This is a genomic window from Bradyrhizobium sp. 76 (genome assembly GCF_023073025.1).
In the GTDB taxonomy this organism is placed as follows: Bacteria; Pseudomonadota; Alphaproteobacteria; order Rhizobiales; family Xanthobacteraceae; genus Bradyrhizobium.
Genome location: NZ_JADPIS010000035.1, coordinates 708,680 through 729,512 on the forward strand (window position 1 = coordinate 708,680; position 20,833 = coordinate 729,512).

19 protein-coding genes and 1 pseudogene are annotated in these 20,833 nt (G+C 64.0%); 5 read left to right on the top strand and 15 right to left on the bottom strand.

What is annotated here, in order from left to right:
* From IVB48_RS11130 to IVB48_RS11160, 7 genes are all read right to left on the bottom strand, one after another.
* A complete protein-coding gene (locus IVB48_RS11130; RefSeq protein ID WP_247399940.1) occupies positions 1–1,284 on the bottom strand; it encodes an acetyl-CoA C-acetyltransferase in 1,284 nt (427 codons plus the stop codon).
* Entirely contained in the window at positions 1,284–3,551 is a 2,268-nt protein-coding gene (locus IVB48_RS11135; RefSeq protein WP_247399942.1) for an acyl-CoA dehydrogenase, read from the bottom strand. Before IVB48_RS11135 ends, IVB48_RS11130 begins: the two co-directional genes overlap by 1 nt.
* Positions 3,552–3,769: 218 nt before the next feature.
* Positions 3,770–4,393 (bottom strand): flavin reductase family protein, encoded by a 624-nt coding sequence (locus IVB48_RS11140; RefSeq protein ID WP_247357065.1) that lies wholly within the window; start codon positions 4,391–4,393, stop codon positions 3,770–3,772.
* 178 nt (positions 4,394–4,571) lie between these two features.
* On the bottom strand, positions 4,572–5,171 hold the full coding sequence (locus tag IVB48_RS11145; RefSeq protein ID WP_247291342.1) for a TetR family transcriptional regulator: 600 nt from the start codon (positions 5,169–5,171) through the stop codon (positions 4,572–4,574).
* A 35-nt stretch (positions 5,172–5,206) separates the two neighbouring features.
* The gene (locus IVB48_RS11150; RefSeq protein ID WP_247399944.1) at positions 5,207–8,344 is read right to left on the bottom strand and encodes an efflux RND transporter permease subunit; all 3,138 of its coding nucleotides are present in this window, start codon (positions 8,342–8,344) and stop codon (positions 5,207–5,209) included.
* A gap of 180 nt (positions 8,345–8,524) precedes the next feature.
* Positions 8,525–9,631, bottom strand: coding sequence for an efflux RND transporter periplasmic adaptor subunit (locus IVB48_RS11155; RefSeq protein ID WP_247399946.1), 1,107 nt, complete (start codon positions 9,629–9,631; stop codon positions 8,525–8,527).
* A gap of 216 nt (positions 9,632–9,847) precedes the next feature.
* Entirely contained in the window at positions 9,848–11,179 is a 1,332-nt protein-coding gene (locus tag IVB48_RS11160) for an MFS transporter (RefSeq protein WP_247399948.1), read from the bottom strand.
* Between the two features lie 79 nt (positions 11,180–11,258).
* Between IVB48_RS11160 and IVB48_RS11165 the strand changes: the two genes are divergently transcribed.
* Positions 11,259–11,687, top strand: a complete 429-nt coding sequence (locus IVB48_RS11165) for a DUF2809 domain-containing protein (RefSeq protein ID WP_247400007.1) — start codon at positions 11,259–11,261, stop codon at positions 11,685–11,687.
* Between the two features lie 22 nt (positions 11,688–11,709).
* On the opposite strand, the gene IVB48_RS11170 is transcribed toward IVB48_RS11165, so the two are convergent.
* From IVB48_RS11170 to IVB48_RS11180, 3 genes and pseudogenes are all read right to left on the bottom strand, one after another.
* Positions 11,710–12,873 (bottom strand): crosslink repair DNA glycosylase YcaQ family protein, encoded by a 1,164-nt coding sequence (locus tag IVB48_RS11170; protein WP_247399950.1) that lies wholly within the window; start codon positions 12,871–12,873, stop codon positions 11,710–11,712.
* A 115-nt stretch (positions 12,874–12,988) separates the two neighbouring features.
* Positions 12,989–13,243, bottom strand: coding sequence for a hypothetical protein (locus IVB48_RS11175; RefSeq protein ID WP_027568519.1), 255 nt, complete (start codon positions 13,241–13,243; stop codon positions 12,989–12,991).
* A 136-nt stretch (positions 13,244–13,379) separates the two neighbouring features.
* Positions 13,380–13,607: pseudogene (locus IVB48_RS11180) on the bottom strand (hypothetical protein); the annotation flags it as partial.
* 507 nt (positions 13,608–14,114) lie between these two features.
* On the opposite strand from IVB48_RS11180, the gene IVB48_RS11185 reads away from it, so the two are divergent.
* Entirely contained in the window at positions 14,115–14,756 is a 642-nt protein-coding gene (locus IVB48_RS11185; protein ID WP_247291360.1) for an OmpA family protein, read from the top strand.
* 58 nt (positions 14,757–14,814) lie between these two features.
* Here the strand turns inward: IVB48_RS11185 and IVB48_RS11190 are convergent, their stop codons facing one another.
* Complete coding sequence (locus IVB48_RS11190) at positions 14,815–16,245, bottom strand: phospholipid carrier-dependent glycosyltransferase (RefSeq protein WP_247399952.1); 1,431 nt, start codon at positions 16,243–16,245, stop codon at positions 14,815–14,817.
* A gap of 51 nt (positions 16,246–16,296) precedes the next feature.
* Here IVB48_RS11190 and IVB48_RS11195 point away from each other — a divergent pair, with 51 nt between their 5' ends.
* Both IVB48_RS11195 and IVB48_RS11200 read left to right on the top strand, forming a co-directional pair.
* Positions 16,297–16,998 carry a FecR family protein gene (locus tag IVB48_RS11195; RefSeq protein WP_027568515.1) on the top strand — a complete coding sequence of 234 codons (702 nt, stop codon included), beginning with the start codon at positions 16,297–16,299 and terminating at the stop codon, positions 16,996–16,998.
* Positions 16,999–17,000: 2 nt separating this feature from the next.
* Positions 17,001–18,164 carry a hypothetical protein gene (locus IVB48_RS11200; RefSeq protein WP_247399954.1) on the top strand — a complete coding sequence of 388 codons (1,164 nt, stop codon included), beginning with the start codon at positions 17,001–17,003 and terminating at the stop codon, positions 18,162–18,164.
* Positions 18,165–18,320: 156 nt separating this feature from the next.
* On the opposite strand, the gene IVB48_RS11205 is transcribed toward IVB48_RS11200, so the two are convergent.
* The 3 genes from IVB48_RS11205 to IVB48_RS11215 form a co-directional block, all read right to left on the bottom strand.
* Entirely contained in the window at positions 18,321–18,809 is a 489-nt protein-coding gene (locus IVB48_RS11205) for a VOC family protein (protein WP_247399956.1), read from the bottom strand.
* 41 nt (positions 18,810–18,850) lie between these two features.
* Positions 18,851–19,279 carry a VOC family protein gene (locus IVB48_RS11210; RefSeq protein WP_247399958.1) on the bottom strand — a complete coding sequence of 143 codons (429 nt, stop codon included), beginning with the start codon at positions 19,277–19,279 and terminating at the stop codon, positions 18,851–18,853.
* A 130-nt stretch (positions 19,280–19,409) separates the two neighbouring features.
* Positions 19,410–19,922, bottom strand: coding sequence for a cupin domain-containing protein (locus IVB48_RS11215; protein WP_247399960.1), 513 nt, complete (start codon positions 19,920–19,922; stop codon positions 19,410–19,412).
* Positions 19,923–20,050: 128 nt separating this feature from the next.
* Between IVB48_RS11215 and IVB48_RS11220 the strand changes: the two genes are divergently transcribed.
* Positions 20,051–20,269 (top strand): CsbD family protein, encoded by a 219-nt coding sequence (locus IVB48_RS11220; RefSeq protein ID WP_007606928.1) that lies wholly within the window; start codon positions 20,051–20,053, stop codon positions 20,267–20,269.
* 69 nt (positions 20,270–20,338) lie between these two features.
* Here IVB48_RS11220 and IVB48_RS11225 read toward each other — a convergent pair whose 3' ends face one another.
* A complete protein-coding gene (locus IVB48_RS11225) occupies positions 20,339–20,803 on the bottom strand; it encodes an FKBP-type peptidyl-prolyl cis-trans isomerase (protein WP_007606926.1) in 465 nt (154 codons plus the stop codon).
* Positions 20,804–20,833 lie beyond the last annotated feature (30 nt).

Here is a 20,833-nt window from a genome sequence, read left to right on the forward strand (position 1 = left end):
TCACACCGCCTCGATCAGCATGGCGCCGCCGAGCCCGCCGCCGATGCATTCGGTGGCAACGCCGCGCCGCGTGCCGAGCCGCTTCATGGTGTTGACGAGATGCAGCACGATGCGGTTTCCGGAGGTGCCGACGGGATGCCCGAGCGAGATAGCGCCGCCATCGACATTGATTTTTTCGCGGTCGATCTCGCCGGCAGCGCCATCGAGTCCCAAAATCTCGCGGCAGAACTTGTCGTCATTCCAGGCGGCGAGGCAGCCGAGCACTTGGGTGGCAAACGCCTCGTTGAGCTCCCAGGTCTGGACGTCCTGGATGGTGAGATCGTTGCGCTTCAGCAGCGGCGTCGCCGACATCACGGGACCGAGACCCATGATGCTTGGATCAAGTGCGGCCCAGTTGCTGTCGACGATGACCGCCTTCGGCGTCAGCCTGTGCTTGGCGACTGCTTCGTCGGACGCCAGGATCACCCAGGACGCGCCGTCGGTGATCTGCGAGGAATTGCCGGCCGTGACCTGGCCCCAGGGACGCTCGAACACCGGCCTCAGCTTGGCAAGCTTCTCGGCCGTCGAGTCCGGACGCACGCCATCATCATGGTCGAAGAATTTTCCGTCGCGGGAGAACGCGGTTTCGACTTCGCCCTTGAGAAAACCTTCCGCCTGCGCATGCGCGAGCCGGCGATGGCTCTCGGCGGCATAGGCATCGGACTGCGCGCGGGTGATGCCGAAGAGATGGCCGACGACTTCGGCCGTCTGGCCCATGTTCAAATCGGTAATGGGATCGGTCAGCCCGCGTTCCAGGCCGATGATCGGCTTGATATAGCGCGGCCGCAGCTTGAAGGCTGCGGCAAGCTTCGCGGCGACGCCCTTGGCGGTGGCGAGGCCGGCAAACCAGCGCACGCCCGAATTGGGCCAGACCAGCGGCGCGTGGCTCAAAGCCTCGGTGCCGCCGGCGAGGATCATGTCGGCATGGCCCTCGCGGATGTAGCGGTAGGCGGTGTCGATCGACTGCATGCCGGATCCGCAATTGATCTGCACGGTGAACGCGACCATGTCCTCACCCATGCCGAGTCGGAGCGCGGCGACGCGGGCCGGGTTCATTTCGTCCGCGATCACGTTGACGCAGCCGAGGATGACCTGGTCGAATGTATCGGGCGAAAACGGCTGGCGCGCCAGCAGCGGCCGGCCGCATTGCACGGCGAGATCGACCGGCGTGAACGGACCGGGCCCCGAACGCGCTTTGAGAAACGGCGTCCGGCTGCCGTCGACGATGAAAACCGGTCGTGCCATCAGCTCGCCGCCCTCTGTTCACCGAGTTCCTGGAAGAACTGATGCACGTCGCCGGTTTTCTTGTAAATCGGCGACAGCGCCTCCGGCGCAAAATCGTCGACCTCTATCACCTTTGCGACCGCTTCGCGGGCCCCAGCCAGCTGCTCGCCCTCGGCTTGCGTGATCACGCCCTTGGCCACCGCATCCTTCCAGTCGCTCATATGAGCCGCGCGCATGCGCCTGGCGATGGCGTCCGTGCCTGCGACCAGGTTGAAAGCGCGCTCCAGCCGGGCGAAGCCGCCATCGTCATCGACATAAGCGAGGTCGGGCGTGAGGCGGTCGCGCGCGGCCGACGGCTCCAGCACGAGGCTTGCGCATTGATGCACCACTCGGTCGGAGGGACCCAGCACGCGGGCGCCGAACGGCTGGACCACGAATTTGAGAATGCTTGCGACGAAACGGTTCGGCAGATTGGCGAGAATCTCGGCAAGCCGGTTCTCGATGGTCCGAAAGCCCGTCGCCATGCACCATTCGAGCGCTGCAAAATCATCCTTCTGCCGCCCCTCGTCCTGCCAGCGTTTCAGCGCGGCAGAGAGCAGATACAGCTCGGACAGGATGTCGCCGAAACGCGCCGACAGCATCTCCTTGCGCTTGAGCGCGCCGCCGAGCGTCAGCAGCGCCATATCGGCACAGAGGGCAAACGCCGCGGAGTAGCGCGAGAGCTGACGATAGAATGGCCTGGCGTCACCGGCGTCGGGTGCAAGCGCGAAGACACCAAAGCTCCAGCTCCGGCCGAACGCGCGCAACAGTGTCTCGAAGCTGTGGCCGACATGCTTCCAGAACGCCTTGTCGAAGGCGGCGAGCCCACGCTCGCGATCGGTATCCGCGAGCGCATTCATCTCGTCGAGCAGATAAGGATGGGCGCGGATGGCGCCTTGCCCGAACACGATGAGATTGCGGGTGAGGATATTGGCGCCCTCGACGGTGATGCCGACAGGGACGGCGCGGTGGAGATTGCCGAGATAGTTTTGCGGGCCGTCGATCACGGCCTTGCCGCCATGGATGTCCATGGCGTCGTCGACCGCGGTGCGCATCCGCTCGGTCGCGTGCAGCTTCATGATGCCCGAGATGACGGCGGGATGGATCCCGGCATTCAGTGCCGCGCAGGTCAGCCGTCGCGCCGCATCGAGCTGATAAGCGGTCGCGACGATGCGCGCGAGCGGCTCCTCGACACCCTCGAATTTGGAGATGGAGATACCGAACTGCTCGCGGATGCGGGCATAGGCGCCGGTGGTGCGGGCGGCATAGGCGGCGCCGGCGGCGGAGAGCGACGGCAACGAGATTCCGCGGCCGGCGGCGAGCGCCGTCATCAGCATCTTCCAGCCCTGCCCCAGCCGCGCCTGGCCGCCGATGACGTAGTCGAGCGGAATGAAAACGTCGCGGCCCCAATTCGGGCCGTTCTGGAACACCTGCATCGACGGCAGATGGCGTTTGCCGATTTCGACGCCGGGAAGGTTGGTCGGGATCAGCGCCACGCTGATGCCGAGCTCTTCCTGGCTCCCCACAAGATGATCGGGGTCATAGGCCTTGAAGGCGAGGCCAAGCAGCGTCGCGACGGGACCGAGCGTGATGTAGCGCTTGTGCCAGTTGAGCTTCAGACCCAGCACCTCCTGGCCCTCGAAGCTGCCCTTGCAGATGATGCCGGTGTCGACCATCGAGGCGGCATCGGAGCCGGCCTCAGGGCTGGTGAGGCCGAAGCAGGGAATGTCGCGACCATCGGCAAGACGCGGCAGCCAGCGCTCCTGCTGCTCCTTCGTGCCGAAGTGCATCAGGAGCTCGCCGGGGCCTAACGAGTTCGGCACCATCACCGTCACCGCGGCGGCGATCGAGCGGGTCGAGATCTTGCGAACCACTTCCGAATGCGCATAGGGCGAGAAGCCGAGGCCGCCGAACTCCTTCGGAATGATCATGCCGAAGAATTTTTCGCGTTTGATGAAGTGCCAGACATCGGGCGGCAGGTCGCGCCATTCCCAAAAGATCTTCCACTCGTCGAGCATGGCGCAAAGCTCGTCGACGGGGCCGTTGAGGAAGGCCCGCTCCTCGTCGGTCAGCGTTGCCTGCGGGACCTTGAGCAGCTTCGACCAATCAGGGTTGCCGGTGAAGAGATCAGCGTCCCACCAGACGTCGCCGGCCTCCAGCGCCTCGCGCTCGGTGTCCGACATCGCCGGCAGCACGCCGCGCGCCCAGGAGAAAATCGGCTTTGTCAAAGTGTCGCGGCGGAAGCTCATGGCGGACCTCATGCATCGGCGCGGTGATCGGGCATTTTAGCGGAAAGTGGCCGGCGGCGGTGAACACTTCGCCTGCGAAAAGACGCGAATTGACGCGGCCGGGCAGCCGCCCACAGCCATAACGGCCGAGGCATGGTGGCAGTTCCGGGAGGCGAGCGCTGTGAAAAGCGGTCACCCGGATGGAGCGAAGCGCAATCCGGGCTACGAGAGCGACCAGATCAGTCCGGCCGGACCATCTCGAACATGTTTTCCGGCTTGATCTCGAAATAATCCCCGCTGCGGCCGGCCCGGACGATCGGGCGGGCGGCGGCGGTCTGGTAGACGCCATCCTTGATCATGGCCTTGTCGATGTGGACAGCGACGACCTCGCCGAGCGTCAGCCAGGCATTGGCTTCCTTGCCGTCGGCGCCCTTGAGCCGGACGATGTCGGACACCTTGCATTCGAAGGCGACCGGACTTTCGCCGACGCGCGGCACGTTGACGAGCCTGCCGGGCACGGCGGTGAGGCCGGCGACCTCGAACTCGTCGACTTCAGGGCCGACGTGGGCCGCAGTCGCGTTCATGTGCCTGGCCAAGTCCATGGTGGCGAGATTCCAGACGAACTCACCTGTCTGCTGGATGTTCTCGACCGTGTCCTTCCAGTTTGTGGAGGAGAAGCCGATGATCGGGGGGACATAGCAGAACGCATTGAAGAAGCTGTACGGCGCGAGGTTGACATGGCCGTTGGTGTCGCGCGACGAGATCCAGCCGATCGGCCGCGGCGCGACGATGGCGTTGAAGGGATCGTGCTTGAGGCCGTGGCCCTTGGCGGGCTCGTAGAAGTGCAGGTCTTTGTCGGTCACGCGCTTTTTCCTTCTCGTCTTTGCGAGCGCAGCGAACCAATCCAGAATCCCTCCGCAGAGACAGTCTGGATTACTTCGCTGCGCTCGCAATGACGGAGTTTGTTGATCCGTCCTTGCCAGCCACCAACCGTCATTCCGGGGCGGTCGGCCTGCTTATAGGAGGAAATTCGCCGCCCCGTCAGTGCCGCGGGGACAATCCCGCGATGACGAAATCGATCATCTGGTCGATGGTCGGGCCCGGCTTGGTGGCACACTGGGCGATCATCTGGGGGTGGAAAAAGCGCATCATCGCGGTGCAGGCGCAGAGCGCGGCCAGTTGCAGGTCCGGAGCCTCGAACTCGCCGGAGGCCACGCCTTGCGCGATCATCTGGCCGATGACCCCGGCAATGCACTCCATGTGGTTGACGCAGACGTCCCAGTCCTCCTGCATCGCGATCTCGACCATCTCGTGCAGCTTATTGTCGCCGACATAGCGCTCGGTGTTCATGCGATTGATGGTGGTGAGCAGTTCGCGGAAGCGCGGCAGTACCGGACCGGGCCTCGCCACGATCCGCTGCGCTTCGAGCTCGACCTCGCCCATCAGCGAGCGGGCCACCGCCTGATGAATCGCCTTCTTCGATTCGAAAAAGCGATAAACGTTGGCGGGGCTCATCTTGAGCTCCTTGGCGATGTCCCCGACCGTGGTCTTGAGATAACCGATCTGGCGGAACAGCCGCTCGGCCACCTCAAGAATACGATCCCGGGTGTCACCTTCGATATGTTCCGAAACCAGTGTCATCTGTCAGGACTCGTCAATCAGCAGTTCATCTTCACTTATTCAGCCGCCTCAGCAAGCGGAATTGCGTTCTGGTCATCGCTCCCATGCTGCGGCGCGGCAGGCTGCTCGGGCGTACCCGCCTCATCCAGGCTCTTGCGGAACCAGAGGGCGTAGAGGCCCGGCAGGTACAGCAGCGTCAGGAAGGTCGCGACGAACAATCCGCCCATGATGGTGATCGCCATCGGCCCCCAGAACGCCGAGCGCGACAGCGGGATCATAGCGAGGATGGCGGCGAGCGCCGTCAGCACCACCGGACGGGCGCGCCGGACGGTGGCCTCCACGATGGCCTCGCGGCGGGTCAGGCCGTGCGAGACGTCGGTCTCGATCTGGTCCACCAGGATGACCGCGTTGCGCATGATCATGCCGGCGAGCGCGATCAGGCCGAGCAGCGCCACGAAGCCGAACGGGGCGTTGGCGATGTTGAGTCCGAACGAGGCGCCGACAATGCCGAGCGGCGCGGTCAGGAACACCAGGATCAGGCGCGAGAAGCTCTGCAGCTGGAACATCAGCAGCGTCAGCATCACCATGACCATCAGCGGGAAGAGAATGAAGATCGAGGCGTTGCCCTTGGCGGATTCCTCGAACGCGCCGCCCGCCTCGATGCGGTAGGCCGGCTCGAGATTGTCCTTGATCGCCTTCAGCTTCGGCGCGATCTGGCCGGTGACGTCGGGCGCCTGCACGCCGTCGACGACGTCAGAACGCACGGTAATCGCCATGTCGCGGTTACGCCGCCACATGATCGGCTCCTCGTGGGCATACTCGATCTTGGCGATCTGTTGCAGCGGCACGGCCACGCCGTTGCGCGAGGTGATGGTGAGATCGCCGACTGCACCGAGGTCGAGCCGCTCGGACGAGACGGCGCGCGCGACCACACCGACCTTCTCGATGCCGTCGCGCACGGTGGTCACCTGTGAGCCCGAGATCAGCATCGACAGCGCCTGCGACACGTCCTGCGGGGTCAGGCCCATGGCGCGGGCGCGATCCTGGTCGACGACGAGCTTGAGGTAAGGCGACTGCTCGTTCCAGTCGAGCTGGACGTCCTTGACGCTCTTGTTCTGCCGCATGACGTCGCGGACCTGGTAGGCGATCTCGCGCACCTTGTTGGCGTCGGGGCCGATCACGCGAAACTGCACGGGAAAACCAACGGGGGGACCGAAATTGAAACGATCGACGCGCACGCGGGCCTCGTTGAGCGCGCCGTCGGCAACGGCGTTTTCAAGCTTGGCCTTGATGCGCTCGCGCGCCTCGACGCCCTTTGCGACGATGACGATTTCGGCAAAAGCCTCATTCGGAAGCTGCGGATTGAGGCCGAGCCAGAAGCGCGGCGAGCCCTGCCCGACATAGGCCGTGTAGGTCTCGATGTCCTTGTCGTCCTTGAGCATGGTCTCGGCCTTCTTCACCGCCTTTTCCGTGACGTTGAAGGCGGTGCCCTCGGGCAGGCGAAGCTGGAGGAACAGCTCGGGGCGCTCGGACAGCGGGAAGAACTGCTGCTGGACGTGGCCGAAGCCGACGATCGAGGCGATGAAGACGCCGACGGTCGCAGCCACCACGGTGATGCGGTGATTGACGCACCATTGCACGATGGCGCGCAGGCCCCGATACATGCGGGTCTCGTAGACCGCGTGCGGATCGTGATTGTGGTGCACCTTGATGTTGGGCAGCAGCATGACGCCGATATAGGGCGTGAAGATCACCGCCACGAACCAGGACGCGACCAGCGCGATCGCCACGATCCAGAAGATGCTGCCGGCATATTCGCCGACCGCGGAATTGGCAAAGCCGATGGGGAGGAAGCCAGCGGCCGTGACCAGCGTTCCCGTGAGCATCGGAAACGCAGTGGATTCCCAGGCAAAGGACGCCGCACGCATGCGGTCCCAGCCCTGCTCCATCTTCACCACCATCATCTCGACCGCGATGATGGCGTCATCCACCAGCAGGCCGAGCGCGATGATCAGCGCACCCAGCGTGATGCGGTGCAGATCGAGCGACATCGTGTTCATGACGACGAAGACGATGCCGAGCACCAGCGGCACCGACAGCGCGACCACGATGCCGGTGCGCCAGCCGAGCGCCAGGAACGACACGAACAGCACGATGACGAGGGCTTCCATGAAGGAGTGCACGAATTCGCTGACGGCGTGCTCGACCACCTTGGGCTGGTCGGCGATCAGCTTGATGTCGACGCCCTGCGGCACCGCCTTCATGAATTCAGCCGTCGCCTTCTCGACCTCCTTGCCGAGATCGAGGATGTTGGCGCCCTTGGCGGTGACGACGCCGATGCCGATCGCGGCCTTGCCTTCCTGGCGCACGATGAAGCTCGGCGGGTCGACGTAACCATGGGTGACGGTGGCGATGTCGCCGAGGCGGAACACGCGGCCGTTGCTCTCGACCGGGGTTTCGGCGACGGCCTTGGCGCCGTCGAGCGCTCCGGTGACGCGCAGCGGCACGCGTTGAGAAGAGGTCTCGACCGTGCCGGCCGGCGTCACGTTGTTCTGCTTGGCGAGCGAATCGAACAGCGCCTGCGGCGTGATGCCGAGAGTGGCGAGCTTGGCATGGCTGAACTCGACGAAGATGCGCTCATCCTGGTTGCCGTAGACGTCGACCTTGGTCACGCCCGGCACCTTCAGGAGGCGCTGACGGAAACCCTCCGAGACCTTCTTGAGCTGGGCGTAGTCGGCGCCGTCGCCGGTCATCATGTAGAGAATGGAATCGACGTCGGAGAATTCGTCGTTGACGACGGGTCCCAAAATTCCCGAGGGCAGCTGGCCCTGTACGTCGGCGAGCTTCTTGCGCAGCAGATAAAAGAGATACGGCACATCCTTCGGAGGCGTGGAATCGCGGAAGGTGACCTGGAGCGCGGTGAAGCCGGGCTTGGAATAAGTCTGTACCTTCTCGAAATAAGGCAGCTCCTGGATCTTCTTCTCGATGGGATCGGCGACCTGGGCCTGCATCTCCTGCGCGGTCGCGCCCGGCCAGAGCACGGAGACGTTGACCACCTTGACCGTGAAGAACGGATCCTCGGCGCGGCCGAGCTTCTGATAGGAGAAGAATCCGGCGACGCCGAGAATGAGCATCAGGAACAGGATCAGCGTCGGATGGCTGACGGCCCAGGCCGAAAGATTGAAGCGCTTCATCGCACTCTCCAAAGATGATCCGGTTGCAAAAAAACGACAGCCACCCTGTTCAAGGCGTCGTCGCGAGGCAGCGAAGCAATCCAGGGGGCTGGGCAGGTTCTGGATCGCTTCGCCGCTTCAGCCAAAGCATTTGCGCTCGGGCCGAAACTCACCTCACACGACGTAACTCGTAAGCGAGACTTAAAAGGACAGTGACGAGACGATCCGCACCCTCTGGCCCGGATCGAGCTTCTGCACACCGAGGGCGACGATCTTGGCGCCCTCTTCGACACCGCCGGTGATGACGACGTCGTTGCTCTCGTAGGACTTCACCGCGACCGGCTTCAGCGTGACCGCGCCGTTGTCGTCGACGACGTAGAAGGACGGCTTGCCGCCTTCGTTGAACAGCGCCGACAGCGGCAGCCGCGCGACGCGCTCGGTGGCGGCGTCCGACAGCGTCAGCGTCGCGGTCATGCCGAGCGAAACCTTGTCGTCGGCCTCGGGCAGCGAAAATTTGGCGAGATAGGTGCGCGTAGCGGGATCCGCGGTGGGCGCGATCTCGCGCAGCCTGGCCGTATATTTTTTGCCCGGCTCCGACCAAAGAGTGACGCTGGCGGCGCCCGATTTGGCACGTCCGACCAGCGTCTCAGGGATTGCGACGACCGCTTCCTTTTCGGCAAAGCGGGCGACACGGATCGAGGTCTGGCCTGCGGCAACCACCTGGCCAGGCTCGATCAGCGTTGCGGTGACGACGCCACGGGCGTCGGCGTTGAGCGTCGCGTAGGAAAGGGAATTGTTGGTCAGCTCGACCGAGCGCTCGGCCCGGTTCAGGCGGGCACGCGCCTCGTCGGCGGCGGCGCGGCTCGAATCCAGCTGCGCATCGGTGGTCCAGCCCTTGGCCTTCAAATCCTTGGCGCGCTGCTCGGCCGCGGCGGCCTGGGCCAGGACGCCGGTCGCAGCGGTCTGTTCGGCGACGGCTTGCTCGGCCTGGAGCTTCAGATCGACCTCATCGAGGACCGCGAGCGGCTGGCCGATTTCGACGGTCTGGCCGACTTCGACCAGACGCTTGGCGACCTTGCCGGCGACCCGAAAGCCCAGATCGCTCTCGATCCGCGGCCTGATCGTGCCGACGAAGCTGCGCTCGGGCTTTTCGGCATCGTAGTGCGCGGTGGCGACCAGGACCGGCCGCGGCGGCTCGGCCTTTTCAGCAACGCTATCATTGCACCCAGCGAGGGTGGCAGCCATCAGCGCCAACGAAACACCCGCCAAGAGCTTCGAATAGCTGGATAAAACGGTTCGGACGAACATCGGAGGACACTCCCTCGGCTGCAATGAGAGGAATGTCGACTAATCACTGATAAAAGTCAATAATCGTCAGTCATCAGGAAAGCGTGATCGTTAAGGGGTGGTTGCCTCCCGGCTGCTCTTGCCGAAGCCTGACCTGTTGGAAGAGAGCGTCGCGCTGCGGGCCCCAGGGACCGCGCGGAAATGGGCCCTGGCTTTCGCCAGGGCGATATTTCGAGGCTACCGCGCCTGTTCGACGAACTCGTGCTTGCTGTCGTGGCCGCCGATGAAGACCAGGATGCCGGCGATCAGCGGCAGCACCGCGAGCACGAGCAGTCCGCTCGAGGTCTGGCCGGTGGATTCCTTGACCCAGCCGATCAGATACGGACCACCGAAGCCGGCGAGATTGCCGATCGAGTTGATCAGGGCGATGGCGCCGGCCGCCGCCGTGCCGGAGAGCCAGGCGGTCGGCAGGGTCCAGAACACGCCGAAGCAGCAGAACACGCCGATCGCGGCGACCGTCAGCACGATCATCGTCAGGGTGGGGTCGGTGAGATAGCTGGAGACGCCGAGCGCGATGGCGGTGAGCAGCAACGGCGCGCCGACATGCATCACGCGCTCGCGCGTAGCATCGGAATGCCGTGCCCACAGGATCATCGCGATGGTGCCGAACAAATAGGGGATCGCGGTGACGAAGCCGGTCTGGGCGTTGGTGAGGCCGAACGCCTTGACGATCTGCGGCAGCCAGAACTGCATGCCATACAGCGCGCCGACGAAGCCGAAATAGACCAGGCTCAGCATGATCACCTTCGGTGAGGTCAGCGCCTCGCCGAGCGACAAATGCTTCACCGCCTGCTTGGCCGCGATCTCGGCATCGAGCTTGGTCTTGAGCCAGGCCTTCTGCTCGGCCGAGAGCCAATCCGCCTTCTCCGGCCTGTCGGTGAGATAGAACCAGGTGACGATGCCGAGCAGCACCGAGGGGATGCCCTCGATGATGAACAGCCACTGCCAACCCTTCAGGCCCATCGCGCCGTCGAGCCCGAGCAGCAGGCCCGAGACCGGGGCGCCGATCACGGTGGAGACCGGCACGGCGATGGCGAAGGCCGCAAGGAAGCGGGCGCGATATTCGGCCGGATACCAATAGGTGAGATAGAGGATGATGCCGGGGAAGAAGCCGGCCTCGGCCACGCCGAGCAGGAAGCGCAGCACGTAGAAACTCGTGACGCCGCTCGTGAGCGCCATCAGCGCCGAGATGATGCCCCAGGTCACCATGATCCGGGCGATCCAGCGGCTGGCGCCGAACTTCTCCAGCGCCAGATTGCTCGGCACCTCGAACATGAAATAGCCGATGAAGAAAATGCCGGCGCCCCAGGAGAAGATCAGCGGCGTGAATTTCAGCTCGGCATTCATGGTCAGCGCGGCGAAACCGAGATTGACGCGGTCGAGATAGGAGAAGAAGTAGGCCAGCACCAGGAACGGGATCAGGCGCCAGGAGATGGCGCGGATCGTCGAGGTCTCGATTTCCGACTTGGCTGCGCCGGTCGAACCGGCATAGGTCGTGGTCTGGCTCATGGCTTCCCCCGGGGTTGTTGCTTTTATGGGCTGATCCGGGGTTTTGAGCATCGCCGCAAAAGAGTCAATGGAGCAAGCAATGCAGCAGGCGCAACCGGTCAAAGCCATTGCGCCGCTTCGGACATCGCTGATCCGCGCCGGTCTGGCGCTGGCGGTTATTGCCTGCGGACTCTCGCTGCGCTGGTACGGCTTTCCGCTCGGCCTGCCCGCCTTCGTGGTGAAGTACGGCGGCTCGCTGCTATGGGCAACGATGGTGTTTCTGCTGGTCGGCGTTTTGCTGCCAAGGCTGTCACGGACACAGATCGCAGCCATCGCAATGGCAATCGCAGTCATGGTCGAATTCTCCCGACTGGTGCACATGCCTTGGCTCGACGCGTTCCGGCTGACCGCGGCCGGGGCGCTGCTGCTCGGGCGCATCTTCTCGCTGTGGAATCTGGCAGCTTATGCAATCGGGATTGCGTTCGGCGTTTGGATCGATCGATTGGCGGGGATGCGTAGGGTGGATTAGCGAAGCGTAATCCACCCTACGGTCAGTCAGCCAACTGAAACTTCTCAAAACGATCGAGTTCCTGCTCGATCTTCCGTTTCAGCTCCTTGCGCCCCGCGGTCTTCTTCCCCTCGCCGACCCAGGTCCATTTCTGCATCAGCAGCTTCTTTGCCTGCCGGTCGGTCTTCAGATCGAGCGCGGCGACGATCTCGTCGCCGACCAGCACGGGGAGCGCGAAATAGCCGAGCTTGCGTTTGGCCTTCGGCACATAGGCCTCGAACAAATGGTTGTAGCCGAAAATGAGATTGGTGCGCTTGCGCTGGATGATCAGCGGATCGAACGGCGAGAGGATATGGACGAGATCCGGCGGCGCGCGCTCGCCCGGCTCGAGCGCGGCCGGCAGTGCCCAGTGCTCCTGCTTGCCGGCACCGTCGATGGCGACAGGCACGAGCTCGCCACGGCGGACGCGCGAGGCAATCAGGGCAGCCACCGCCGGCTTGCGCGGCGCGTCGAGATGGCAGACCGAATCGAGGCTCACGACACCTTGCGATCGCAGCGCGCGATCGAGCAGATAGGCCGTAATGTCCTTTGCCGACGCCGGCTTCGGCAGCTTGTCCCAGCCGAAATGGCGCGTCATCAGCTCATAGGTCTTGAGCATGCCCTGGCGCTCGCTGACGGTCACGGCACCGGTATAGAAGGCGAGCTGCAACGCCCGCTTCGAGGGTTTTCGGCTTTGCCAGAGATGCTCCTTCTCGGTGAGCACGTCGTCCTCGATGTCGCGGATCGTCAGCGGACCGGCGCGCACCAGCCGCATCACCTTGCGCGTGTCGCGAGGCTTCACCGAGGCGAACCATTTGTGCCCCTCGCGGCGGTGCTCGCGCATCGCCGGCAGGAAGAAGCGGAAGTCGCCGGCCGGCACGTAGGACAGCGCATGCGTCCAATACTCAAAGACGCTCTTGTCGACGCTCTGGGCGTGGCGCAGATCGGCGCGGCGGTAGGACGGGATCCGGCTGAACAGGATGTGATGATGGCAGCGCTCGATCACGTTGATGGTGTCGATCTGCACATAGCCGAGATGGGCGACCGCGCCGGCGACGGCTTGCGCGCCGTCACCGAACGGCGCGCGCTCGTCCAGCCGCTGGGCATGAAGCCAGATTTGCCGGGCCTGTGTCGTGGTGAGTGGAATCGGTTTGGGCGCGCGGGACATTGCAGGAGGGAATGTAGCGGGATTCGCGCCGGGAGAAAGAAGCGGACTGGACGCAGCAAAAGAAAAGCCGCGCTGTCATCTGCTGACAGCGCGGCCGCTTGGCGTGGCCGAGGCCCTATTTCATCATCATGGCCTTCTGCGCCTTCATGTAATGCATGCAGCCGCCTTTCATCTTGCCATTGCTCATATCGGTGTTGGCCATAGCCATTTCCTTGTTGGCCGCGACCTTGGCCGGGGTATCGGCCGTGCCCATCATCATGGCTGTCGATTTCATCATGTTATCGCCGGTGCACGCCATCATGGCGGCGGATGCCGGCGAAAGGGAAAGGGTGAGCGCGACAAAAGCGGCGGCTGTGAGCAAGATCTTCATCGAAAAGTCTCCTCCGTAAAACGAAACCGGCGTCATGCCGGCCTTCGCAATACGTATTCTCCGGCGAAGACGTTTCGTAGAGAAGACAATTTTCTTGCTGCGGTGCGAAGACGGAGGGCTCAGCGGCCAGCTTTCGGGCTTTGGACCGGTCGCCAACGCTGCCTGTTGCGACATCGGGTTCGCACGAGGCCTTGCCGCGCTCCTCCGCCTGGCAGCGATAGACACTGCCGGTGAGACGATCGACCAGCCACATGTTCTCGTCGGTCGGCGCTTGAAGCCCGACATAGCGGGAGGTCAGCCCCGTGATCAGGGTCGACAGCAGGATCGCCACCGCGATCATCGCCGCGCCGACGTAGATGGGCATGGAGCTCAGGGACACGGTCCGATCCGGCGGGCTACTGCGATAGAACTGGTAATCACTCGGCCTCGGCACTGGATGGAACTCGGCTCCCTTCGTTGCGCTTATGGGAGGCTCCACCCTAGGCGTCCATCTGGCCGAAAAATTGTCCGCGGACAGGCCATCGCGCGACGGCTTTGCGACAATCGGTCAGCACAGGTTTCCCCGAGTGAACCGGGCCCCGGCCCCGAGCGGCACCTGGGCGCGGCGGTCCTCAGTGATGCGGATCACGACATGACTGCGACGGCTCGAACGCTCGCCGGGCAGCGTGCGACCACTCTCTTCACGCGTTAGCGTCCGTCCTCGGAGTGGACCGCGGGTCGGCCCTCCACGAACCCGAAACCGCTCGAAATTCGCTGCCATGGCCCCGGAGGGCCCCGTTTTCACCGTGACCAAGATCACACCAGGGGTTTTGAACCTGCCCTATGCTTGCAGCATCAAATAGCCATCAGGCGTCACAACGAGGATACGACAATGACCCGTTTCAATAAGTCTTTTGCACTGAAGGCGATTACCCTCTCGGCACTTCTGTCGATGACGGCCGGCTTGGCCATGGCCGGCGACGGCAATGTCTCGACCAACCAGATCCTGGATGCATTGAAGCCGAAGTCGACGACCCGCGGCCTGTCCGCAGGTCCGCAGGTCGATCCGGCGGTGCAGGCCAAGGAATCGACGTTCCTGAACACCGTGCGCAACCGCTCGACGCGGTCGTTGTCGACGGGCGAGCGCGAGCAGATTGCCGAGCTCGCCGCGACCAAGCCGAAGATCGATCTGGAGATCCAGTTCGACTACAACTCGGCCGACATCGCCAAGACGTCGGTGCCGTCGGTGCAGGCGCTCGGCAAGGCGCTGTCCGATCCCTCGCTGAAGGGCTCGACCTTCGTGGTCGCCGGCCACACCGATGCGGTCGGCACGGAGGGATACAATCAGGGGCTCTCCGAGCGGCGAGCCGACACCATCAAGAAGTATTTGGTGCAGAACTACGGCCTCACCGGCACCGATCTCGTCACCGTCGGCTACGGCAAGACCAAGCTGAAGGACGCCGCCAACGGCGCCGACCCGATCAACCGCCGCGTCCAGGTCGTGAACATGGACACCAAGACCGCGTCGAAGTAATTCACAGGTCATCGCCCATAAAAAACGCCGCCTGCCGTTCTCCCGGCGGGCGGCGATTTCATATCCAGACTTGGAAGAGCATCAGCCGGTTGAAGGTCTGCATCGACGTGCCGACGAAGGCCGCCGAGATCGGCAGCATGGCGGCAAAGCCCGCTGCCGCGACCGCGACATAGGCCCACAACAGCCAGCGTGGCAGACCCTCCCGGCGCAGCACGTAGACCAGCGCGAGCGACGCTACGGTCGCGGCCGGCAGATAGTAATAGATGAAGGCGAGCGTGCGCGGCAGCAACGCCCAGGCGAGCCAGGATCCGAAATAGAAGACCGAGATCAGGAACGCATCCCGGCGACGCGCGACGACGAAGTCGCGCAGCACGACGGCGAGCGCGAGCAGCGCCGGCCACAGCACCAGGGGGTTACCGAGGAAAACGACCGCGGAGACATTGTCGTCCGCGCCCTTGTCGAACAGGAACCACACCGGGCGCGCGAGCAGCGGCCATGACGGCCACGCGCTCATATAAGTGTGGCCGGCGATGGCAGTGGTGGTGTTGTCGGCGAAGATCCGGCGCTGCGCCTCGACCAGATCCGGCAGCGACGCGCCATAGAGCGGGACGAAAGCCGCAAGATATGTCGCCGCGGGCAGGACGATGAAGCAGAGCACGACGTGATGTAATCTGAAGTCGGGCCAGAGATCGGGCCGGTACCAATCCCCCGGCTTCGCGTCGGCAAACATAGTGTGCCAGCCCTGCATCAGGCGGATCACCGCGACGATGACGATGCAGATTCCGAGCGGAAACAGGCCGCTCCATTTGCAGGCCGCAGCGCAGCCGAACAAGCTGCCGGCAGCCGCGAACAATGCGTGAGGCCGGTCCTTTCGAAACCCGTGCATGAAGGCGGCAATCGCGAGCAGGCCGAAGCCGAGTGCAAAAATGTCGAGCATCGCGATGCGCGCCTGCACGTACAGCATCTGGTTGCAGCCGGCGATCAGCGCAGCGGCGATCGCAGGCCCTTGCGCGGCGAACAGCGCGAGGCCGCACAGGTAGATCGCGACGATCGCGAGGGCGCCGAACAACGCCGCGGGATAGCGCCAGCCCAGCGCGCTGTCGCCGAAGGTCGCGATCGATAGCGCGATAAGCTCTTTCGCCAATGGTGGATGCATCGGATTGAGCATCGGTTGCGACATCGCTGGCGCCAGCATCTGCCGCGCCGCCGGCACGTAGTGCACTTCGTCGAAGACGAACTTCTCCGGCGTCGTGAGGCCTATCAGCAGTGCGAGATGCGCGACCAGGAAAATCGCGACAGCAATCACTGCGCTCCGCGACACCTTCGGAACCGCCGGCAAGTCGAGGCGCATTTGTGGGGATATTTTGCGTGGCAAATTTGCGTCACCGCGGAGAATAATAGAGATCGCGGTTTTCATTGAACGCATTCTGCCGCAACTGTCACTAAGCATAACGCAGGTCTCGCGCTGCTTGTGATAATTCCGCCACATCGCAAGCGCGCCTGATCCGGTACGATCAGGGACACATCGATCGGTTGCGAAATGAATTTGCGTTTCTGGCTTTTCTCCACGCTCTTCTCGACCGCCTTGTGCGTGGCCCCTTGCGCGCAGGCGCAGACGCGCGTCGGTGAAGCCGTCGTGATCCAGAATGAAGTCGTTCGCGTCGCCGCGACAACGACGCCGATCAGCGTCGGCGACAGCATGCTGCGGGACGAGACCGTGCGCACCGGCGCCGGCAGCGCGGCGCGCTTCGTGATGGCCGACAGCACCAATCTGTCGCTCGGTCCGAGCGCGACGCTCAAGCTCGACCGCACCGTCTTCAACGACGAGCACAGCTATCGCGACGTCGCAATCCGCATGACGACTGGCGCATTCCGTTTCGTCACCGGGCATTCCGAGAAGACCGCCTACAAGATCACGACCCCGCTCGCGACCATCGGCGTGCGCGGAACCACACTCGATATCCTGTCCCAGCGCGGCCGCTCGGTCGTCGTGCTGCAGGACGGCGCCGCCAGTGTCTGCACGACGAGCCAACAATGCGTGCAGCTCACCCAGCCCGGCGACACCGCAATCATCACCTCGACCGGCGGCAAGGTCTCTATCAGCAAAACCAACACGCCGCCCTGGACCTTTGCCGCGACCTGCGCCGCGAGCGCGGGACTGTGCGCGGTCAACCAATATGCGGACGCATCGCCGACCATCACGCCCGCCGTCCATGACGACGGCATGCTGTGCGGACGCTGAAGATGGCGATATCCACCAACGTCATGCGCTTCACGCTCGCGAGCGTGCTGACCGCCGTGGCTGCGTTTGCGTTTGTCGCGGTCGATACCCGTCCGGCGGCAGCCGCTACGATTTGCGAATCCGAGTGCGGAGGGCCGACGCCAACCCCGGCGCCGAGCTATTCCCCCTCGCCGACGCCGACCTACAGCCCCTCGCCCTCGCCCAGCCCCTACCCGTCATCGTCGCCGAGCCCTTACCCGTCCTCCTCGCCGAGCCCGACGCCGACACCGACCGGCGCGGATTCCAGCGGCGGCTCGATCGGCGGCCTTGCCAATCAGCGCTTCAACCAGATGATCACCAACCGGGTGCTCGGCACGGTGCTGCTCGGCGTCAACGAGCAGGTCAATTGCAGCAACTGCGTCAGCGCGTTCGGCTCCGCCGGCTCGTTCTCGGCCGGCATCCACGGCCGCAAGGAGCTGACCAACAATCTGTCGCTGCTCGCCGGCATCGCCTACACGCAATACAGCGAAGGCGGCTACAACATCACCAGCGCGCCGATCGGCGCATTTGCGCTGCGCTATGACTTCACCGACTGGGGCTCGTCGCGCCCGTTCTTCGATGTCGGCACGATCCTGACGCCGTGGGAGAAGGCGCGCTACACCCGCAGCTACAACACCAGCCTCGGCCCGGTGAGCGTCACGAGTTCGACCAACGCCGCGAACTACGCCGTCTACGGCCGCGCCGGCTGGATGAGCCGCGTGTCGCCCCGCGACGAGGTCGCCGCCTCGATCGAGGTCTGGCAGCTCTGGCAGCGCGTCTCGGGCTACACCGACAGCGCAGTGGCGTTCAATCCGTTCGACGCCAGCATCGCGACCGGCACCGACCGCACCAGCCTGGTCAAGATCGGGGGCCAGTGGACGCATCTCTACGGCAGCAATATCGAGGCCAACATCAACGGCGGCTGGGTGCAGTCATTCGCTGCCCATAGCGGCATCGTCGCCACCGTGACCGGCGACGGTGTGGTGGTGCCGACCATGGGCAACCAGGGCTGGTTCGAATATGGCGGCCGGTTCGGCTTCCGCGTGCAGAAGGGCTGGATCGTCGACCTGTTCGCCAACGGCACGCTCGGCCCGCAGCCGGTCGGCAACACCATCCATGGCGGCGTGGGGCTGCGGATCAATTATTAGCGGCGGGCTTTCGCCTCAAATTCCGCTGTCATGCTCCGGCTCGACCGGGGCATCCAGTACGCCGCGGCCTATCGATTGACCAACGGCCGTCTCGGCGTACTGGATCGCCCGGTCAAGCCGGGCGACGACAGTGAGTATGTGGCAAGGGCACGCCCTTCACGCCGCCGACTTGCCCTCGAACGCGCGGCGCAAGGTTTCCACGTCCAGCTTGACCATCTTCATTATGGCCTGCATCGCGCGTGCGGCAGCCGCCTTGTCGGGGCTGGAGAGGAATTCGAACATCACCTTCGGCACGACCTGCCAAGCCACGCCCCAGCGATCCCTGAGCCAGCCGCATTGCTCTTCCTTGCCGCCATGGGCCAGGAACGCATTCCAGACGCTGTCGACCTGGGCCTGATCGTCGCAATGGATCATCAGCGAGATCGCGTGGGTGTATTCCATTTTCATGCCGCCGTTGAGCGCGACCAGGGACTGTCCCGCCACCGAGAACTCGACGACGAGCACGGAGCCTTCCTTGCCGGACGGGCCATCTGAAACGTTGCGCTGAACATGCGTGATCGCCGAATTCGGCACGAGCGAGACGTAGAACTTCGCGGCTTCCTCGGCATCGCCGTTGAACCACATGCAGGGCACGAGCTTGGACATCGTGAATGCTCCTCTTCAGATTCTGGTGTCGTGGGCTTAGATCAGGCGTTCGCCATGTCGGACTGCGCCGCGAAGGCTGCCATGTCCGTCCAGTTCACGCCCCACATGTGGCCGTCCGGATCCTCGAAGCTGCGGCCGTACATGAAACTGTATTCGTCCTTCGGGCTGGGATCGGCGACCCCGCCTGCAGCCCCGGCCCTGCTGACGATATCGTCGACCTCGGTCCGGCTGTCCGCGGACAGGCAGAACAACGCCTGGTTTGAGGTCTTTGCATCCGAGATCGGCTTCGGCGTGAACTGACGGAATTTTTCGTGGGTCGTCAGCATCGCGTAGATGGTCTCGGAAAAGACCATGCAGCTCGCCGTGTCGTCGCTGAATTGCGGGTTCCTGGTCGCACCGACCGCCTCGTAAAAGGCAGTGGCGCGCTTGAGGTCGGTCACGGGCAGATTGAGGAAAATCATCCTGGGCATCGGAGCTCCTTGGGCGGGGTTCTGCCCAAGGACGGACGGCCAAGCGGCGATCCGACACGGCTTCCGGATCTTTTCTGGACCCTGCCTGCGAGGTTCTGTCGCACAGAACCCGCTGGCTTTCAGGCGCTCCTCACTTCTTCTCGTTCGGGTCGCGGTGAATGGGATCGACCCACAGCACGGTCTCGGGCTTCTCGACCGGCTCGATGTCGAGGTTGACCGCGACCGCCTCGCCATCGCTGCGCACCAGGACGCATTCCAGCACCTCGTCCGGGCTGGCGTTGATCTCCTGATGCGGCACATAGGGCGGGACGAAAATGAAGTCGCCGGGGCCGGCTTCCGCGGTGAATTGCAGGCTCTCGCCCCAGCGCATCCGCGCCTTGCCCCTCACCACGTAGATGACGCTTTCGAGATGGCCATGGTGATGCGCGCCGGTCTTGGCGTCGGGCTTGATGCTGACCGTGCCCGCCCACAATTTCTGCGCACCGACGCGCGCGAAATTGATCGCGGCCGCGCGGTCCATGCCCGCCGTCGACGGCACATTGGTATCGAGCTGGTTGCCGGGAATGACGCGCACGCCGTCATGTTTCCAGCGATCGTCGTGATCGTGGTCATGGTGGGAATGCGAATGGTCATGGCCGGTCATGAGACTTGCTTTCTGTTGGTTCCGTGTGCGGCAAACTAACCCAAAGCCGCGACATCGAGCCATAACAAAATCGGAACCCTCATAGCCGTCGGACGTTGTCCTAGCGAGCAAAACGCGAGGAGAGTTTCATGGGTAGCACGACCGACAAGATCAAGGGCACCGCAAACGAGGCAATGGGCAAGGCCAAGCAGGGCGTCGGTGAAGCCACCGGGTCCGAGCGCCTGAAAGGTGAAGGTGCGGTCCAGGAAGTGAAGGGCAAGGGCCAGCAGGCCATGGGCGACGCCAAGGATGCCGCGAAGGACGCGGTCGATCGCGCCGCGGCCGCAGCCAAGCGCGCGACGGAATAAGACGAGATGACACCGTCGCATTGAAAGCGAAAAGACCGGCCGAGAGGCCGGTCTTTTTTGTTTGCGGGCTTACTTCACCCCGAGCAATTCCACGTCGAACATCAGCGTCGCGTTCGGCGGGATCACGCCGCCTGCGCCGCGGGCGCCATAGCCGAGTTGCGGTGGAATGATCAGCGTCCGCTTGCCGCCGACCTTCATGGAGGCAACGCCCTCGTCCCAGCCGGCGATGACGCGGCCCTTGCCGATCGGGAATTCGAACGGCTCGTTGCGGTCGACCGACGAGTCGAATTTCTTGCCCTTCTGGCCGTTCTCGTAGAGCCAGCCGGTGTAGTGCATCACGCAGATCTGGCCGGGCTTGGGTGAAGCGCCGGTGCCGGCGACGCTGTCGGTGATCTGCAAACCTGAAGCTGTGGTCATGGTCTTCCCTGCGGTCTGGGCCGAGGCCGTGGTGGAAACGAAATCGGACACGCCGGCGATCACGGTGATCGCGAGTGCCGACATGATGGCGAGGAGCACGCGCTGTAAACGCTGCATAAGAGACCTTCCGTTTGAGGCGCAAGGTGT

What these genes read in the sequence shown, in the direction of transcription:
- IVB48_RS11130 (WP_247399940.1), bottom strand. Translation starts at nt 1,284, where the DNA reads ATGGCACGACCGGTTTTCATCGTCGACGGCAGCCGGACGCCGTTTCTC.
- IVB48_RS11135 (WP_247399942.1), bottom strand. Translation starts at nt 3,551, where the DNA reads ATGAGCTTCCGCCGCGACACTTTGACAAAGCCGATTTTCTCCTGGGCG.
- IVB48_RS11145 (WP_247291342.1), bottom strand. Translation starts at nt 5,171, where the DNA reads ATGACACTGGTTTCGGAACATATCGAAGGTGACACCCGGGATCGTATT.
- IVB48_RS11150 (WP_247399944.1), bottom strand. Translation starts at nt 8,344, where the DNA reads ATGAAGCGCTTCAATCTTTCGGCCTGGGCCGTCAGCCATCCGACGCTG.
- IVB48_RS11155 (WP_247399946.1), bottom strand. Translation starts at nt 9,631, where the DNA reads ATGTTCGTCCGAACCGTTTTATCCAGCTATTCGAAGCTCTTGGCGGGT.
- IVB48_RS11160 (WP_247399948.1), bottom strand. Translation starts at nt 11,179, where the DNA reads ATGAGCCAGACCACGACCTATGCCGGTTCGACCGGCGCAGCCAAGTCG.
- IVB48_RS11165 (WP_247400007.1), top strand. Translation starts at nt 11,259, where the DNA reads ATGCAGCAGGCGCAACCGGTCAAAGCCATTGCGCCGCTTCGGACATCG.
- IVB48_RS11170 (WP_247399950.1), bottom strand. Translation starts at nt 12,873, where the DNA reads ATGTCCCGCGCGCCCAAACCGATTCCACTCACCACGACACAGGCCCGG.
- IVB48_RS11175 (WP_027568519.1), bottom strand. Translation starts at nt 13,243, where the DNA reads ATGAAGATCTTGCTCACAGCCGCCGCTTTTGTCGCGCTCACCCTTTCC.
- IVB48_RS11185 (WP_247291360.1), top strand. Translation starts at nt 14,115, where the DNA reads ATGACCCGTTTCAATAAGTCTTTTGCACTGAAGGCGATTACCCTCTCG.
- IVB48_RS11190 (WP_247399952.1), bottom strand. Translation starts at nt 16,245, where the DNA reads ATGTGGCGGAATTATCACAAGCAGCGCGAGACCTGCGTTATGCTTAGT.
- IVB48_RS11195 (WP_027568515.1), top strand. Translation starts at nt 16,297, where the DNA reads ATGAATTTGCGTTTCTGGCTTTTCTCCACGCTCTTCTCGACCGCCTTG.
- IVB48_RS11200 (WP_247399954.1), top strand. Translation starts at nt 17,001, where the DNA reads ATGGCGATATCCACCAACGTCATGCGCTTCACGCTCGCGAGCGTGCTG.
- IVB48_RS11205 (WP_247399956.1), bottom strand. Translation starts at nt 18,809, where the DNA reads ATGTCCAAGCTCGTGCCCTGCATGTGGTTCAACGGCGATGCCGAGGAA.
- IVB48_RS11210 (WP_247399958.1), bottom strand. Translation starts at nt 19,279, where the DNA reads ATGCCCAGGATGATTTTCCTCAATCTGCCCGTGACCGACCTCAAGCGC.
- IVB48_RS11215 (WP_247399960.1), bottom strand. Translation starts at nt 19,922, where the DNA reads ATGACCGGCCATGACCATTCGCATTCCCACCATGACCACGATCACGAC.
- IVB48_RS11220 (WP_007606928.1), top strand. Translation starts at nt 20,051, where the DNA reads ATGGGTAGCACGACCGACAAGATCAAGGGCACCGCAAACGAGGCAATG.
- IVB48_RS11225 (WP_007606926.1), bottom strand. Translation starts at nt 20,803, where the DNA reads ATGCAGCGTTTACAGCGCGTGCTCCTCGCCATCATGTCGGCACTCGCG.